The sequence below is a fragment of the Bradyrhizobium sp. USDA 4506 genome (assembly GCF_054058795.1).
On the sequence record NZ_JBSSBM010000002.1, the window covers coordinates 7,742,348 to 7,756,676 of the forward strand.

Sequence of the window (14,329 nt, forward strand, 5' to 3'; positions counted from 1 at the left end):
CTTGCCCGAAAAGACGGATCGATCGGATCGAAGTGCGAGCACCAACTGGGCGCAGGACGCCTGGCTATGGCCGTTTGAAGCCGCGCGATTGGCGCTGGACATCTACTCGCAGTGGTACCCCAACCGTGCGCCCGAGCCCACGGATTCGCCGGACGAAGCGGCGGCGCTGCCCTGGACGACAGCGCATTCGATCGCGCTTCAGCTGCCGTCGATGTGCCTGCTGGATTTCTCAAGAGCGGCCGAAGGCCCGCCGCTGCTGGTCTGCGCGCCCTATGCGCTGCATCGCGCGCAGATTGCGGATCTTGCCCCCGGCCACAGCCTGATGGAGGCGTTGCAGAAGGCTGGCGTTGCGCGTCTCTATCTCACGGATTGGCGCTCGGCGGCACCGGAGATGCGATATTTCTCGATCGACACTTTTCTGTCCGATCTCAACGTGGCCGTCGACACGATCGGGCCGCCGGTCGACCTTGCAGGTCTCTGTCAAGGCGGCTGGCTGTCGTTGCTCTATGCGGCGCGCTTTCCCGGCAAGGTACGGCGGCTTGTGCTTGCCGGCAGCCCGGTCGACGTCTCGGTACCGTCGGAGCTTTCCCGGATGGTCGCCTCGCTTCCACCGCAAGGCTTCGAGGCGCTGGTCCGTCAGGGGGATGGGATCATCAGCGGCAAGCACATGCTGCAGGCCTGGAGCATCCCGTTCACCATGCGTGACGCGGAAGCGGCGCTGCAGAGGCGGCTCGACCGCACGTCGGAGGATGCGCGGGCGTTGCTCGATCGCTTCACGCGCTGGAATGACGAGACGCTCGATCTGCCGGGCACCTACTACCTCGAAGTGACCGACTGGATCTTTCGCCAGAACCGGATCGCGGCTGGAGACTTCCTCGCGCTTGGCTGCAAGGTCGATCTCGCTGCCGTGAAGCAGCCCGTCTTCGTGCTCGCCGCAGAGAACGACATCGTTGTTCCGCCCGACCAGGCATTTGCGACAGCGCGGCTCTTGGCCACGCCGCCCGCGTGGCTGCAATGCCATACCGAGCCGTGTGGTCACCTCGGACTGTTCATGGGCTGCAAGGCTCTCGCCGGTTCATGGCGCCGGATTGCCCGCTGGCTTCAGTCCGATCTCGGTGAGGCTGCGGGCGAGCGAGCGCGGATCAGCGCGTGAGTGCTAGATGAAAATGCCCCGAATTGCGCTTTGCAATCCGGGGCATCCGGTATCCGTTGGATGACGTGCGTCGCGTCTATTTCGCCGCGACGACCATGATCTCGACATTGTACTGCGGCGCCGCGAGCTTGGCCTCGACGGTGGCGCGGGCCGGGGTGTTGCCCTGCGAGACCCAGCCGTCCCACACCGCGTTCATCTCGGGGAACGTCTTCATGTCGGTGATGTAGATCGTCGCGCTGAGCAGTTTCGATTTGTCGGTGCCGGCCTTGGCGAGGTGGCCGTCGATGATCGACAGGATGTCCTTGGTCTGGTCGGTGACGCTGCCGCCCGCGGCCTTGCCGGCGACGACGCCGGCGAGATAGACGGTGTTGCCGTGCACGACGGCCTGGCTCATGCGCGGGCCGGTTTCGAAACGCTGAATGCTCATTTGGGTCTCCACTGAATGGCGGGGACTGTCTAACCTGCCAGAGCGAGCGCCGCCACTGCACAATTTGCAGCGGCGTTCACCGAAATCGCTCGAAATTGCTCCGAGATCGGCTCGGCGCAATCAGGTCGGCGGATTCCGCCCATTCGCCCAGCGGGCGAACAGCGCCACTCGCTCGGCGGGCCAGGCCCCGTCGCAGGGCATGGTCCCGGCCTCGAGCCGCGCGAGGATTTGTTGACCGTGCCTGGCGACATCCGCCTCCTTCCAGAGATCGAAGGCGAACAGCATCGAGTTGCGATCCATCGGCCTGAACAGAGGCCGGATGTGCTGCTCGAACTGCACGGCCTCGTCTGGACCGGGCGGTGCCTTGATGTCATCGTTTGCGGCCTGCGTATCGCTCGCGGTTGTGGACGGCCGTGCGGCCGGCGTCGCGTTGCAGACCCACCACCAGCGCGGCACCGGCATGTTCGGCGGCGGTGCCGCGCCGGCACCGGAATTCTCCACCGCGATCCGCGAGCCCCATTCGATATAGGCGACGAAGGCGGCGCGGAATTCCGGATCGCTCGGCAAGCCGGCATCGTCGGCGCTCTGCACCATGTAGGTCGCCCACAATGCGCGCTGCTCCGGCCGGATCTCCTTGCCGATATGCTGCGACACCATCCGCCGATAGCCGCCATAGCGCTCGGTGTAGAAGCGTGGGCCGCCGAACACCTCGCTGAGCCACGCCGCCACCCGCTCGGGATGGTCCGGCGACATCTCGGCGAACAGCGGGCCGAGCAGCGGATCTTCCGGCACGTAACGGCTGTAGAAGATGCGCGTCATGTCGAGCAGCGCCGGATAGCCGCCGGCCCATTCGAACAGCGTCGGCTCGCGCATCGGATCGGGAACGGGATCGCGAAACGCGACGTTCCAATGCATGCCGCTGCAAAACGGCTTGTTCAGCGACGCGCCGCAGCGGCACAGGCTGACATGCTCTTGCGACGCGCCCGCGTTCTGTGTGATCGGCGCGCCATCCTCATCGACCAGTTCGACATCGCCGGTGACGCGATAGGGCCCGTCTTTCGACACTTCGATCTGCGGCGGCCTGCTGACGTCGGACAGGCTGGCGTCACGCTTGGGGCCGATACCGATGCCAAGCGCGCCCGAGGGGCATCTGCGCACCGCGTTGAGGAGGTCGTCAAACCGCGCCCCGCTGGGTGCGATGAAAGGCTGCTCGCCGAGACGAAACACGGAGGTGAGACGGTCGGTGCAGAAGCCGGAATGCGCACAGGTGCCGCGATTGTCGAACACGAACGCCTGCTGCCCGGCATAGACCTCGAGCCTGTCCGGCGCGCGCCGCGGATCCCTGGCCTCGGTGAAGCCGCGCGCGACGTGACTGTCGTCGCAGAATGGCCTGGTCTGCGACTGGCCGCAGCGGCAGAGCCGCATTGGGGCCTCGGCTGCGATCGGCACACCGAGATGATCGACGACCGGAATGCCGGGCTCCGGTTCGTAAGGCCCATTGCGTCTGACGACGATGCGCTTGCGCGGCTGTTGCTTGTCGCTTGGACCCTGGGCGGAATTGTCGTCTGTCATGTCTTGCAATGATCCCTGAACTCGCCCAACCCGTGCAATGCGTGCTTAGATGGATCGATGGCGGCTCTCAACGAACCAGATGGAAAGTGCCGCGGGAGAGTTGCAATGATCCGCAAGACCAAGCGCAAATATGGTTGCCCGGTCGAGTTCTCGATCGATCAGCTCAGCGGCAAATGGAAGACGGTGATCCTGAGCCGGCTCAAGGTCCGGCCGATGCGCTACGGCGAATTGCGCCACGACATCCCGCAGCTCAGCGACAAGGTGTTGACCGAGCGCCTGCGTGATCTCTGCAACTCGGGCTTCGTCAAGCAGGAGCGCGGCGGCGGCTCCTCGCGCTATTGCCTGACCAAGCGCGGCGAGATGCTGAAGCCGATGCTGCAGGCACTCTACGATTGGGGCAAGGCCAACGCCGATACGTTCGGCGTTCGCTTCCTCAGCGCGGAGGCGGATTAGAGTAAGATGCGCAATTTCGGAATATTAGAATAATGCCTCTGAGTTGCGCGACGTGTCAAGTTGCTTGTTCGAACGCCGGCCACCGCCCGCTACTTGGTACTTTGCATGGGGTTGTTTTCGATGTTTTGACCCGCCCCCCGGCGACGGTCGCATAAGCACTAGTCCAGAGAGCGGATTTCCGGCGGAACCTTAAGCAAGGAAAGCCCGTTGTCGCGGGATGTTGGGGGTAATCAAGACAAGGAATACTCATGCACATCCGCATCTCTACGGCGTCCGTCATCGTTGCGGCGCTCTCGCTCGGAACACCTGCTTGGGCGCAGGTGCAGGGAACGCAACCGAAGGCGATGCCGCAGGCTCAATCTGATCAGCCCACCGCCATCCGGAGCATCCAGGTCGTGGACATCAAGGAACTCAAGCCCGACGCCCGGTCAAAGGTCGAGGCTGTCGTCGCAAAGGCAAGCGAAGACGACCTGCGGAACCTTCGCGGTTCCATCGACGCATCTGAAGAAGCAGTATCCGCGCTGAAGGCGAAGGGCCTGAGCTCGGCACAAGTTGTCGCGGTCAATCTCACCAACGGCATCCTGACGCTTTTCACCAAGACCGCCTGATCGCAACACGGCTCGGGGAACTTCCGCTCGACAAGAAAGCCCGCCGGTTCACGCCGGCGGGCTTTTCGACTGCATCTCGGCGTAGCGCGGCCTAGGACGAATCCACATTCAGCGGAGCCAAATGCAGATTGCGGCGAGGTGGACGAATGCGAGGAAGTAGTCTGCTCGTCGGTCATATCGCGTGGCAAAGCGGCGGAAGTGTTTGAGCTTGTTGAAGCAACGCTCGATGCGGTTGCGTAGCTTGTAGATCGTCTCGTCATGCGGGATGGGGATCTTACGAGAGCGGGTTGAGGGGATTACCGCTTCGGCGTTCATGTCCGCGATGGTCGTGCGTAGATCATTGTTGTCGTAGGCCTTATCGGCCAACACGGCCTCGGCCTTGAAGCCTTCGAGCAGGGCTTTTGCGGTGAGGTTGTCGTGTCGTTGTCCGGCGGTGAGCATGAAGCGCAGCGGCCGACCGAGGCTGTCGCAGAGCATGTGGATCTTGGTGGTCAAACCACCTCGGGAACGCCCCAGTTCCTGAGTTTTGGCCCCCCTTTTCCGCTCGCAGCCTGCTGGTGGACACGAACCAGAGTGGTGTCGAGCATCAGGTATTTGTTGTCGCGATCCTTGATCAGCTCGGCAAACACCTTCTCCCAAACGCCAGCCTTGGCCCAGCGGGTGAAACGCGCGTGTACGCTCTTCCACTTGCCGTAGCGCTCCGGCAGGTGCTGCCAGTAGGCGCCGGACCGCAGAACCCACAAAACCCCGTTCACGAACAGGCGATTGTCGACACCGCTGCGGCCGGGATCGCCCACCTTGCCTGGCAGCAGAGGCGCAATCCGAGCCCATTGCGCATCACTTAGCTCATAGCGCTTCACACCCATCAGCACGCTCCGAATCAAAACGTCCGGAACGCATTGATTCAGCATCATTCAGCTATGGGAATCCTGAATGTGGATTGGTCCTAGTTCACCGCCTTCGCCGCCGCACGTCCTGCGTTGCGGCCCGAGAACAGGCAACCGCCGAGGAACGTGCCTTCCAGGGAGCGATAGCCGTGCACGCCGCCGCCGCCGAAGCCGGCGGCTTCGCCGGCCGCGTAGAGCCCGCGGATGATCTGGTGATCGTTGCCGAATACGCGCGAATCGAGATCGGTCTCGAACCCGCCGAGCGTCTTGCGGGTGAGGATGTTGAGCTTCACCGCGATCAACGGACCGTGCTCGGGATCGAGGATCCGGTGCGGCTTCGCGGTGCGGATCAATTTGTCGCCGATATAGCGCCGCGCATTGTGCAGGTTCATGACCTGCGCATCCTTGACGTAGGGGTTGGTGATCTCGCGGTCGCGCGCCTCGATCTGCGCCTTGATGGCGTCGAGCTGCAACAGGTCGTTGCCCGCGAGCTTGTTCATGGCATCGACGAGATCGGCGAGATTGTCGCGCACGATGAAGTCGGCGCCGTGCTGCTTGAACGCCTCCACCGGCGCCGGCGCGCCCTTGTTGGTGGCGCGCTTGATCGTCATGCGCCAGCTCTTGCCGGTGAGGTCGGGGTTCTGCTCGGAGCCGGACAGCGCGAACTCCTTCTTGATGATGCTCTGGGTCAGGATGAACCACGAATAATCGTAGCCGGTGCCCATGATGTAATGCAGTTGCCCGAGCGTGTCGGAGCCCGGGAACAGCGGCGCCGGCAGCCGCTTGCCCGTCGCGTCGAACCACAGCGACGACGGTCCCGGCAGGATCCGGATGCCGTGACGCGGCCAGATCGGGTTCCAGTTCCGGATGCCTTCGACATAGTGCCACATGCGGTCGCGGTTGATCAGCCGGCCGCCCGCCGCCTCGGTGATGCCGATCATGCGGCCGTCGACATGTTCGGGCACGCCGGAGATCATGAACCTGGGCGGCTCGCCGAGCCGCTTCGGCCAGTTCTGCCGCACCAGGTCATGATTGCCGCCGATGCCGCCGGACGCGACGATCAACGCAGGTGCGCGGAAGGAAAAATCGCCGACGGCGTTGCGCGAGGAACTCATGCCGCGCTCGACCGAGGTCGGTTCCAGGATCGCGCCGCTGACGCCGTCGACCGCACCGTTGGTGACGCTGAGCGCGTCGACGCGGTGGCGGAACTTGAATATCAGCCGTCCGCTTTTCGCGGCCTCGCGCGCACGGCGCTCGAACGGCTCGACGATGCCGGGGCCGGTGCCCCAGGTGACGTGGAAGCGCGGCACTGAATTGCCATGGCCCATCGCGTCGTAACCGCCGCGCTCGGCCCAGCCGACCACCGGGAAGATGCGATGGCCCATCGCGCGCAGCCAGTCGCGCTTCTCGCCGGCCGCGAATGCGACATAGGCCTCGGCCCATTTGCGCGGCCAGTAATCCTCCTCGCGATCGAAACCCGCGGTGCCCATCCAGTCCTGTAATGCGAGGTCAGCGGAATCCTTGATGCCGAGCCGGCGCTGCTCCGGCGAATCGACCAGGAACAGGCCGCCAAACGACCAGAAGGCCTGGCCGCCGATGCTTTGTTCCCCTTCCTGGTCGAGCACGATGACGCGCTTGCCTGCGTCGGCGATCTCGGTTGCGGCCACGAGACCGGCAAGCCCCGCGCCAATCACGATCACATCTGCATCGTCAGCCATGTTCAGGTCCCCCGTCCTGCCGAGATTCAAGACCGCCTCATTGCGTGCGGTCAACGCCAAATGGACCTTGCCTGTGGCGGCGGAGCACCATGCACGTGCGCCGCGCTGTTCCAGTTTGGGACCTTTCCCCACTCTCACTGCAGCGTGCGCGCAACACCCAATTTGAATTTGTTTTGACCGGCTTCACTCGTCTGGACAAAAATCCGCGCGCACAACACGCTCACGATTGTCTTGCATCACAGACCAAACAGATTCGGTTTCGACTGGGGCTGGCCAAAATGAAGTTGATGACGGGGTTGCTCGCTGCGGTTCTCCTGCTGGCGGGAATGGGGGTGTCTCAAGCTGTAGTCAGGATCGCCGACGATCGCGGCGGCAAGATCGGCGTCTATGTCGACAGGTATCAGGACCTGCGGACTTCGGGCGAGACGGTCATCATCGACGGGCTGTGTGCCTCGGCCTGCACCATCGTGCTCGGCAAGGTTCCTCACGACCGGATTTGTGTGACCTCGCACGCCAGCCTCGGCTTCCACGCAGCCTGGGATTACGGCGATAACGGCCGTCCGGTCCCCAATCCCGAAGCCACCCATATGCTGTACCTGATGTATCCGCCGGCGGTACGCAGATGGATTTCGGGGCGTGGTGGCCTGACCCGGCGCATGATCTTCCTGCGCGGCAAGCAACTGCAGGCGCTGTACAAGCCGTGCTACCTCAACGCCCAGGCCTCGGCGCCGAAGCCCGCGCACTAAGCTCCGGCTGCTTCTCTGTTTGACCCTCGTCGGCCATTGGCCTCGGCAGACGCCGGGGCATGAACGCGCCGGCACCGGAATCGCTCGCCATCATTTGACGGCCTGCGACCGCCATTGCGCTTGCTGCCTGCCGGAACCCGGCTTATCTCAGCCTCATGGTTCAGCCGATCTCCACCCGATCCGAGCTCGTAACGGCTCCACAGACCCGGGTGGCGTCTGCGATCCTGTGGGGTGCGGCCGGTATCGGCGGATTGGCCCTGCTTGCCGCCGCTGCGCTCTGGTTCCACTACGGGACCGCGGTGTTTTTCGAAATGATCACGGCCGGCATCTCCGCCTGCTTCTGACAAGGACGCTCTCGCATCATGCCCCGGACCACGCGCCCATTGGTGATCTTCGCTGCCTTCGCGGGCAGTCTGGCGGTCGGCTTGTTCCTCATGCTGTGGGCGATCGGCGGCTTGCGCACCGTTGCCGCGCCGGCCGCGATCGGCGGATCGTTCCAGCTCACCGACCAGTCCGGCCAGACCGTCACCGACAAGAATCTCCAGGGCAAGCCGACCCTGATTTTCTTCGGATTCACCCATTGCCCGGACATCTGCCCGACCTCGCTGTTCGAGATCTCGGAGGTCCTGAAGGCGATGGGCAAGGACGCCGATCGCGTGAATGCCTATTTCGTCTCGGTCGATCCGGAACGCGACACCGCCACCGCGATGAAGGATTACCTGTCGAGCTTCGATCCGCACCTCAAGGGCCTGACCGGCGATCCCGCCGCGATCGCCAAGGTGCTGTCGAGCTATCGTGTCTACGCCAAGAAAGTGCCGCTGAAAGATGGCGACTACACGATGGACCACACCGCGCTGATCTATCTGATGGACCGCGACGGTCATTTCGTCGCGCCGTTCAATCTGAAACGGACGCCGGAAGAGGCGGCGGCCGATCTCAAACGGTATCTCTGATCGCCATTTCCGGTTCAGAATTAGCCCAATCGGCGCTCGCTTCAGGCGCCGATTCGGCTATAAGCCGTTCAATTTCCTGAAATTGCCGGTTATGCCAAATCCCTCTGTCCAGCCCTTTGCCGTCCGTTCGCGCCAGCTTCGCCTGGCCGCGGGCATGATCGCGGCTGCCTTGCTGGCGTTGGCAGGTCCTGCGATCGGGCAGACGCCTCCAGCCCAACCACCGACGGCCAAGACGGCTCCTGCTCCGGCTCCGCCCACCAAGGCGGCCCCCGCACAAGCGACACCTTCGGCGCCGGCTGCACCGCAGGCAGCGCCTGCGGCCCCCGCGGCAACCCAGGCGGCCCCGACCCTGCCGCCCAAGGCCGCCGCCGAGGCCGCGCCGCAGGCGGTGCCGGGTTTCTGGGACCCGCGGCGCCGGCCGGATCGCCCGGACCTGTCGCGCCTCACCGTGATCCGCTTCCTGACCGAGACCGACTATCCGCCGTTCAATTTCACCGGTCCCGACGGCAATCCGGCGGGCTTCAACGTCGACCTCGCGCGCGCGCTCTGCGACGAGATCAAGGTCACCTGCACCATCCAGATGCGCCGCTTCGAAACCCTGATCGATGCCCTGGCGACCAACCGGGGCGACGCCATCATCGCGTCGATGGCGGTGACGCCGCAGCTGCGCGCCAAGGTCGATTTCACCGATCCCTATTACCGCGCGCCGGCCCGCTTCGTGTCGCGCCGTGACAACGCGATGCCGGAAATCCGCCCGGAATATCTCGAGGGCAAGAAGGTCGGCGTCATCGCCGGGACGTCGCACGAGGCCTACCTCAAGGCGATGTTCACCGACGCCGAGATCCATTCCTACCCGGATAACGACACGCTGCGCGCAGCGCTGCGCCGCGGCGAGGTCGACTTCGTCTTCGGCGATGCGATCTCGCTCGCGTTCTGGATCAACGGCACCGATTCCGCCGAATGCTGCGCCTTTGCCGGCGGCCCCTTTGTCGAGAGCCGCTATTTCGGCGAGGGCGTCGGCATCGCGGTGCGCAAGGGCAACGATCTGCTCCGGCAATCGCTGAACTGGGCGCTGTTCCGGATCTGGGAAAAAGGCCGCTTCACCGATCTGTGGCTGCGCTATTTCTCGGTCAGCCCGTTCTGAGTTCGTCATTCCGGGATGGTCCGTAGGGCCAGACCTCAGGGGTGCAATTGCACCCCGGGGAATCTCGAGATTCCGGGTTCGATGCTGCGCATCGCCCCGGAATGACGACAAACGTCCCGTCGTTTTGCATTTTGCCGCGAAAGCGTTAGTTTTCGCGGCCTTTTTGGAGAGAACCTGAGGAATGTCCGTGATTGATCCTTCTGCCAGCCCGAGCGACCTGCGGGCGCTCGCCGAACAATCCAACGCCTGGCCGTTCGAGCAGGCGAAAGCGATTGTGGCGCGGTTGAAGAAAAATCCGAAGGACGAGGTGCTGTTCGAGACCGGCTACGGCCCATCGGGCCTGCCGCATATCGGCACGTTCGGCGAAGTCGCGCGCACCACGATGGTGCGCCACGCCTTCCGCGTGCTCACCGAGGACAAGATCAAGACGCGCCTGCTCGCCTTCTCCGACGACATGGACGGCCTGCGCAAGGTGCCGGACAACGTGCCGAACAAGGAGCTGCTGGAGCAGCATCTCGGCAAGCCGCTGACCAAGGTGCCCGATCCGTTCGGTACCCATCCGAGCTTCGGCCAGCACAACAATGCGCGGCTGCGCGCCTTTCTCGACCAATTCGGCTTCGACTACGAGTTCGCGAGCTCGACCGAGTACTACACCTCCGGCCGCCTCGATGCCGCGCTGCTGCGCATGCTGGAGCGGATCGAGAAGGTGATGGCGATCATGCTGCCGTCGCTGCGCGAGGAGCGGGCGGCAAGCTACTCGCCGTTCCTGCCGATCTGTCCGCGCACCGGCCTTGTGCTCTACGTGCCGGTGACGGCGCATGACGCCAAGGCCGGCACGATCTCGTATGAAGACCCCGATACCAAGGAGACCGTCACGGTTCCTGTCACCGGCGGCCGCTGCAAGCTGCAATGGAAGCCGGACTGGGCGATGCGCTGGTACGCGCTCGGCGTCGACTATGAAATGGCCGGCAAGGACCTGATCGACTCGGTGAAGCTGTCGGGCAAGATCTGCTCGGCGCTCGGCGGCACGCCGCCGGAAGGTTTCAACTACGAACTGTTCCTCGACGAGAAGGGCCAGAAGATCTCGAAGTCGAAGGGCAACGGCCTGACCATCGACGAGTGGCTGCGCTACGCCTCGCCGGAATCGCTGTCGCTGTTCATGTATCGCGAGCCCAAGGCGGCGAAGCGGCTCTATTTCGACGTCATCCCGCGCAATGTCGACGACTACCAGCAATTCCTCGACGGCTTCACGCGGCAGGAAGCGCGGCAGCAGCTGCAGAATCCGGTCTGGCACATCCATTCCGGCAAGCCGCCGCAGGCCGACATGCCGGTCACCTTCCAGCTGCTGCTGACGCTGGTGTCGTCGTCGAACGCGGAGAATGCCGAGACGCTGTGGGGTTTCATCGGCCGTTATCGTCCGGGCGTGACGCCGCAGACTCATCCGAAGTTAGATGCGATGGTCGGTTATGCCATCAACTACTATCGCGACTTCGTGGCGCCGACCAAGCAGTTCCGCGAGCCGACCGACGGAGAGCGCGCCGCGCTGCAGGATCTGCGCGATGCGCTCGCCAACATGCCGGCGGACGCGACCGCGGAAGACATCCAGAACGTGGTCTATGAGATCGGCCGCCGCGAGCCGTTCCTCGACATGGTCAAGAAGGGCAAGGACGGCCGTCCCGGCGTCTCGCTCGACTGGTTCAACATGCTCTACCAGGTGCTGCTCGGCCAGGAGAAGGGCCCGCGCTTCGGCTCCTTCGTCGCGGTCTACGGCGTGCAGAACGCGGTCAACATGATCGACGGCGCGCTGGCGCGGTCGTCGTAGGGATCGCGGCGCTCATCGCCGCTCTCGGCCTGCGCCGCGTCGCGCAGGCCGTCGCTGGTGGCGCGCAGCAGCGTCAGCAGCAGGCCGTTGAGCGGCGTCGGCACGCCGTGCCGTTCGCCGGCCGCGACGATCGCGCCGGTGAGAGCATCGGCTTCGAACGGGCGTCCCGCGACACGATCGAAATACATCGAGGTGCCGGCGTCTGGCGGATAGGTCAACAACGTCGCCAGCATCAGCTCGGCCTCGTCGGGCGCGAGCTGGGCGCCGTCGGCGCGGCCGACATTCGCGGCCTCCTCGAGGATGGCGCGGCACAGCGCCTTGACGTCCGCGCGGCGGAACACCGCCTGCCGCTGCAAGGTGAGCGCGGTGATCGGATTGGCGACCGCATTGAGCAGAAGCTTGCGCCACGCCAGCGTGGTGAAATCGGCGGAGCGCCGCACGCGCATCGCCGTGCCATCCAGCAGCGCTTCGAACGCGCGTCCGTCTGCGTCATCGGCAACCGCGAATTCATGCTCGCCGGCGCGGCGGAAACGGACGCGATCCGGCGCCAGCCGCTCGCCGTTGTAATAGACGATGGTCGGAACGACCGTGGCGGCGCCGACCAATGACGCCAGCCGCTCCGCGTGGCCGATGCCATTCTGCAGCACCGCGACGCGCGTCCGCGGCCCGCACAGCCTTTGCAGCCAGGGCGCGCTCGATTCCGTGTCCTGCGCCTTGGTCGACAACAACACCCAGTCGACCGGCGTAGCCGCTGCCGGATCGGTGAGGGCGCGCAGCGGCACTTCCACCGTGCCTTCCGCCCGCTCGACCGTGAGCCGATCGAGCGGCCGCCGGACACAGGCGATCACGTCATGCTTGTCGACCGCGCGCAGCAGGCCGGCGATGATGCCGCCGATGCTGCCGAGACCGACGATGGCGATGGTCTTGCGGTCGGATGGTCCTGTCATTGCGTAACTCTGGGCTTTGCGGAGTGGGTTGCGTTGGGTTGGAAAGTCAGGCCGCTCATGTGGCTTTCCGCCGCAGCCAACGAAGCCGCCGATCCGCCGTCTTCGCAGCGCATCATCACATAATGACGCCAAGCCCGCAAAATTCGGATAGCAGGCCATCGGCAATTTCACCGGAGCCTGGCGCCGGATTGCGCTACACTCGCATCCATAAAATCAGCACGGCCTCCGCCGAGAGGCCGGCACAGACGGGAGCATGCGCATGCAGTTCAGGGTTTCACCGACATCGCTGCAGGACAATTCGAGCGCCGAGGAATGGCAGGCGCGGGTCGATCTCGCGGCGGCGCATCGGCTCGCCTACATCCACGGCTTTTCGGAAGGTATTTTCAACCATCTCACCTTGGTGGTGCCCGGCCGCACCGACCGCTACTACCAGATCCCGTTCGGCATGCACTGGTCGGAAGTGACAGCATCCTCCTTCATGGAGGTCGGCATCGACGATGCCGAGGTGAAGCGCGGCGAGGGTGAGGTCGAGCGCTCCTGCTATTGCATCCATGCGCCGATCCACAAGGCGCTGCCGCAGGCCAAGGCGGTGTTCCACACCCACATGCCCTATGCGAGCGCGCTGACGCGGCTCGAGGATCCGCGGATCAAGGAGATCGGCCAGACCGAGGTCGGGCTGTCGGAGGCGATTGCCTATGACGATCTCTACACCGGCCCCGCGCTTGATCCAGAGGAAGGCGCGCGGCTCGCCAAGGTGATCGGCAACAAGACCATCCTGTTCATGGCCAATCACGGCATCTCGACCGTCGGCGAGACGGTCGCCGATGCCTATGACCGGCTCTATTACATCGAACGCGCCGCGCAGGTGCAGATCTACGCGATGTGGACGCAGCAGCCGCTCAAGCAATTGCCGCAGCATGTGGTGGAGAAGACCAAGCGCGATTTCCGCGACGACCATCTCTACAACGGCCCGTCCCCGGCGCAGCGGCATTTCGATGCGCTGAAGCGGATGCTGGATCGCAAGGAACCGGACTACGCGACGTAAGGGGCTTGGATGGCGCTCTAACCTCCGCCGTCGTCCCGGCGAAAGCCCGGGACCCATTACCACAGGGTCGCGTTGTGGAAGCGCGCTGCGGCCCCAGCGTGGTGTAGCAATGATCTTCGGTGGCTATGGGTCCCGGCTTTCGCCGAGACGACATCGGTTATGTGGCTACTGGTTTAGCCGGCTACTGGCTCGCCCACACCACGCGTGCGATCCACGCGACTTCCTCGGCATCGAGCATGCGGTCGGGGTGCTCCGGATTGAGCGACGCCAGTTCCAGCATCTTGGCGGTGCGGCGTCTCAATTCTTTCACCATCACCTCGCCGCCGGTCGTGCGCACCACCACGCGGTCGCCGCGGCGGATCGCGGTCGCGGGTGACACCACGATGATGTCACCTTCGCGATAGGCCGGTTTCATCGAGTCGCCCTCGATCTCCAGCGCATAGGCGTGTTCGTCTGATGTCGCCGGTAGCGCCACTTCATCCCAGCCCTTGCCGGCGGGAAAGCCGCTGTCGTCGAAATAGCCGCCGGCGCCGGCCTGCGCGAAGCCGATCAGCGGCACCGACTGTCCGCCGCGCGCGCCATCGCCGAGCAACTGCACGAAGGTCTCCATGCTGGCATTGCTCGCGGCCAGCGCCTTGGAGAGCGATTCGGTCGAGGGCCAGCGCTCGCGCCCGTCGCCGGTCACGCGCTTGGATTTGTTGAAGGTGGTGGGGTCGAGTCCTGACTGCTTGGCAAGGCCCGACGGCGACAGCCCGGCGCGTTCGGCGAGCCGGTCGAGCGCGGCCCAGACCTGCGCGTGGGTCAGCGGTCGGGTGGCTTTGGGCTGTTTGGCCATCGAGGGTATCCCGGATGGT

Annotated in this window: 15 protein-coding genes; 9 read left to right on the forward strand and 6 right to left on the reverse strand. The window is 64.6% G+C overall.

All coding sequences use genetic code 11. The annotated features are described in order from the left end of the window. The first annotated feature begins 1 nt into the window (after position 1). A complete protein-coding gene (locus tag ACVIHF_RS38530; RefSeq protein WP_456793553.1) occupies positions 2 to 1,153 on the forward strand; it encodes an alpha/beta fold hydrolase in 1,152 nt (383 codons plus the stop codon). A gap of 76 nt (positions 1,154 to 1,229) precedes the next feature. On the opposite strand, the gene ACVIHF_RS38535 is transcribed toward ACVIHF_RS38530, so the two are convergent. Together ACVIHF_RS38535 and ACVIHF_RS38540 are read right to left on the reverse strand one after the other, a co-directional pair. Then, complete coding sequence (locus ACVIHF_RS38535; protein ID WP_028334578.1) at positions 1,230 to 1,580, reverse strand: RidA family protein; 351 nt, start codon at positions 1,578 to 1,580, stop codon at positions 1,230 to 1,232. Positions 1,581 to 1,700: 120 nt separating this feature from the next. Further along, positions 1,701 to 3,152, reverse strand: coding sequence for a CDGSH iron-sulfur domain-containing protein (locus tag ACVIHF_RS38540; protein ID WP_456793554.1), 1,452 nt, complete (start codon positions 3,150 to 3,152; stop codon positions 1,701 to 1,703). Between the two features lie 105 nt (positions 3,153 to 3,257). Here ACVIHF_RS38540 and ACVIHF_RS38545 point away from each other — a divergent pair, with 105 nt between their 5' ends. Together ACVIHF_RS38545 and ACVIHF_RS38550 are read left to right on the forward strand one after the other, a co-directional pair. Then, positions 3,258 to 3,605 carry a winged helix-turn-helix transcriptional regulator gene (locus ACVIHF_RS38545; RefSeq protein WP_456793555.1) on the forward strand — a complete coding sequence of 116 codons (348 nt, stop codon included), beginning with the start codon at positions 3,258 to 3,260 and terminating at the stop codon, positions 3,603 to 3,605. 248 nt (positions 3,606 to 3,853) lie between these two features. After that, positions 3,854 to 4,213 (forward strand): hypothetical protein, encoded by a 360-nt coding sequence (locus ACVIHF_RS38550; protein WP_168858453.1) that lies wholly within the window; start codon positions 3,854 to 3,856, stop codon positions 4,211 to 4,213. Between the two features lie 108 nt (positions 4,214 to 4,321). On the opposite strand, the gene ACVIHF_RS38555 is transcribed toward ACVIHF_RS38550, so the two are convergent. Together ACVIHF_RS38555 and ACVIHF_RS38560 are read right to left on the reverse strand one after the other, a co-directional pair. Continuing rightward, positions 4,322 to 5,079, reverse strand: a protein-coding gene (locus ACVIHF_RS38555; protein WP_256558577.1) for an IS5 family transposase whose coding sequence is annotated in 2 segments (ribosomal slippage) — positions 4,322 to 4,743 and positions 4,743 to 5,079 — 759 coding nt in all. Because the reading frame shifts where the segments join, the coding sequence is not laid out codon by codon here. An 80-nt stretch (positions 5,080 to 5,159) separates the two neighbouring features. Then, complete coding sequence (locus ACVIHF_RS38560) at positions 5,160 to 6,818, reverse strand: FAD-binding dehydrogenase (protein ID WP_456793556.1); 1,659 nt, start codon at positions 6,816 to 6,818, stop codon at positions 5,160 to 5,162. A 278-nt stretch (positions 6,819 to 7,096) separates the two neighbouring features. Here ACVIHF_RS38560 and ACVIHF_RS38565 point away from each other — a divergent pair, with 278 nt between their 5' ends. The 5 genes from ACVIHF_RS38565 to ACVIHF_RS38585 all read left to right on the forward strand — a co-directional run bounded on the left by ACVIHF_RS38565 (position 7,097) and on the right by ACVIHF_RS38585 (position 11,483). Beyond that, positions 7,097 to 7,564: a hypothetical protein gene (locus tag ACVIHF_RS38565; RefSeq protein WP_057016040.1), complete on the forward strand. Its 468-nt coding sequence runs from the start codon at positions 7,097 to 7,099 to the stop codon at positions 7,562 to 7,564. A gap of 209 nt (positions 7,565 to 7,773) precedes the next feature. After that, complete coding sequence (locus tag ACVIHF_RS38570; RefSeq protein ID WP_276486903.1) at positions 7,774 to 7,908, forward strand: hypothetical protein; 135 nt, start codon at positions 7,774 to 7,776, stop codon at positions 7,906 to 7,908. Between the two features lie 18 nt (positions 7,909 to 7,926). Continuing rightward, complete coding sequence (locus ACVIHF_RS38575; RefSeq protein ID WP_028339030.1) at positions 7,927 to 8,517, forward strand: SCO family protein; 591 nt, start codon at positions 7,927 to 7,929, stop codon at positions 8,515 to 8,517. 91 nt (positions 8,518 to 8,608) lie between these two features. After that, complete coding sequence (locus tag ACVIHF_RS38580) at positions 8,609 to 9,661, forward strand: transporter substrate-binding domain-containing protein (protein WP_456793557.1); 1,053 nt, start codon at positions 8,609 to 8,611, stop codon at positions 9,659 to 9,661. 181 nt (positions 9,662 to 9,842) lie between these two features. Next, complete coding sequence (locus tag ACVIHF_RS38585; RefSeq protein ID WP_456793558.1) at positions 9,843 to 11,483, forward strand: lysine--tRNA ligase; 1,641 nt, start codon at positions 9,843 to 9,845, stop codon at positions 11,481 to 11,483. On the opposite strand, the gene ACVIHF_RS38590 is transcribed toward ACVIHF_RS38585, so the two are convergent. Next, entirely contained in the window at positions 11,426 to 12,430 is a 1,005-nt protein-coding gene (locus ACVIHF_RS38590; RefSeq protein ID WP_456793559.1) for a 2-dehydropantoate 2-reductase, read from the reverse strand. The genes ACVIHF_RS38585 and ACVIHF_RS38590 overlap by 58 nt on opposite strands. Positions 12,431 to 12,689: 259 nt before the next feature. Here ACVIHF_RS38590 and ACVIHF_RS38595 point away from each other — a divergent pair, with 259 nt between their 5' ends. Further along, the gene (locus ACVIHF_RS38595) at positions 12,690 to 13,475 is read left to right on the forward strand and encodes a class II aldolase/adducin family protein (RefSeq protein WP_253604801.1); all 786 of its coding nucleotides are present in this window, start codon (positions 12,690 to 12,692) and stop codon (positions 13,473 to 13,475) included. 181 nt (positions 13,476 to 13,656) lie between these two features. Here ACVIHF_RS38595 and ACVIHF_RS38600 read toward each other — a convergent pair whose 3' ends face one another. Next, positions 13,657 to 14,310 carry a S24 family peptidase gene (locus ACVIHF_RS38600; protein WP_016844853.1) on the reverse strand — a complete coding sequence of 218 codons (654 nt, stop codon included), beginning with the start codon at positions 14,308 to 14,310 and terminating at the stop codon, positions 13,657 to 13,659. Positions 14,311 to 14,329: the final 19 nt, after the last annotated feature.

Coding starts and splice junctions, on each gene's coding strand:
- ACVIHF_RS38535 (WP_028334578.1), bottom strand. CDS start 1,580: ATGAGCATTCAGCGTTTCGAAACCGGCCCGCGCATGAGCCAGGCCGTC.
- ACVIHF_RS38540 (WP_456793554.1), bottom strand. CDS start 3,152: ATGACAGACGACAATTCCGCCCAGGGTCCAAGCGACAAGCAACAGCCG.
- ACVIHF_RS38545 (WP_456793555.1), top strand. CDS start 3,258: ATGATCCGCAAGACCAAGCGCAAATATGGTTGCCCGGTCGAGTTCTCG.
- ACVIHF_RS38550 (WP_168858453.1), top strand. CDS start 3,854: ATGCACATCCGCATCTCTACGGCGTCCGTCATCGTTGCGGCGCTCTCG.
- ACVIHF_RS38560 (WP_456793556.1), bottom strand. CDS start 6,818: ATGGCTGACGATGCAGATGTGATCGTGATTGGCGCGGGGCTTGCCGGT.
- ACVIHF_RS38565 (WP_057016040.1), top strand. CDS start 7,097: ATGAAGTTGATGACGGGGTTGCTCGCTGCGGTTCTCCTGCTGGCGGGA.
- ACVIHF_RS38575 (WP_028339030.1), top strand. CDS start 7,927: ATGCCCCGGACCACGCGCCCATTGGTGATCTTCGCTGCCTTCGCGGGC.
- ACVIHF_RS38580 (WP_456793557.1), top strand. CDS start 8,609: ATGCCAAATCCCTCTGTCCAGCCCTTTGCCGTCCGTTCGCGCCAGCTT.
- ACVIHF_RS38585 (WP_456793558.1), top strand. CDS start 9,843: ATGTCCGTGATTGATCCTTCTGCCAGCCCGAGCGACCTGCGGGCGCTC.
- ACVIHF_RS38590 (WP_456793559.1), bottom strand. CDS start 12,430: ATGACAGGACCATCCGACCGCAAGACCATCGCCATCGTCGGTCTCGGC.
- ACVIHF_RS38595 (WP_253604801.1), top strand. CDS start 12,690: ATGCAGTTCAGGGTTTCACCGACATCGCTGCAGGACAATTCGAGCGCC.
- ACVIHF_RS38600 (WP_016844853.1), bottom strand. CDS start 14,310: ATGGCCAAACAGCCCAAAGCCACCCGACCGCTGACCCACGCGCAGGTC.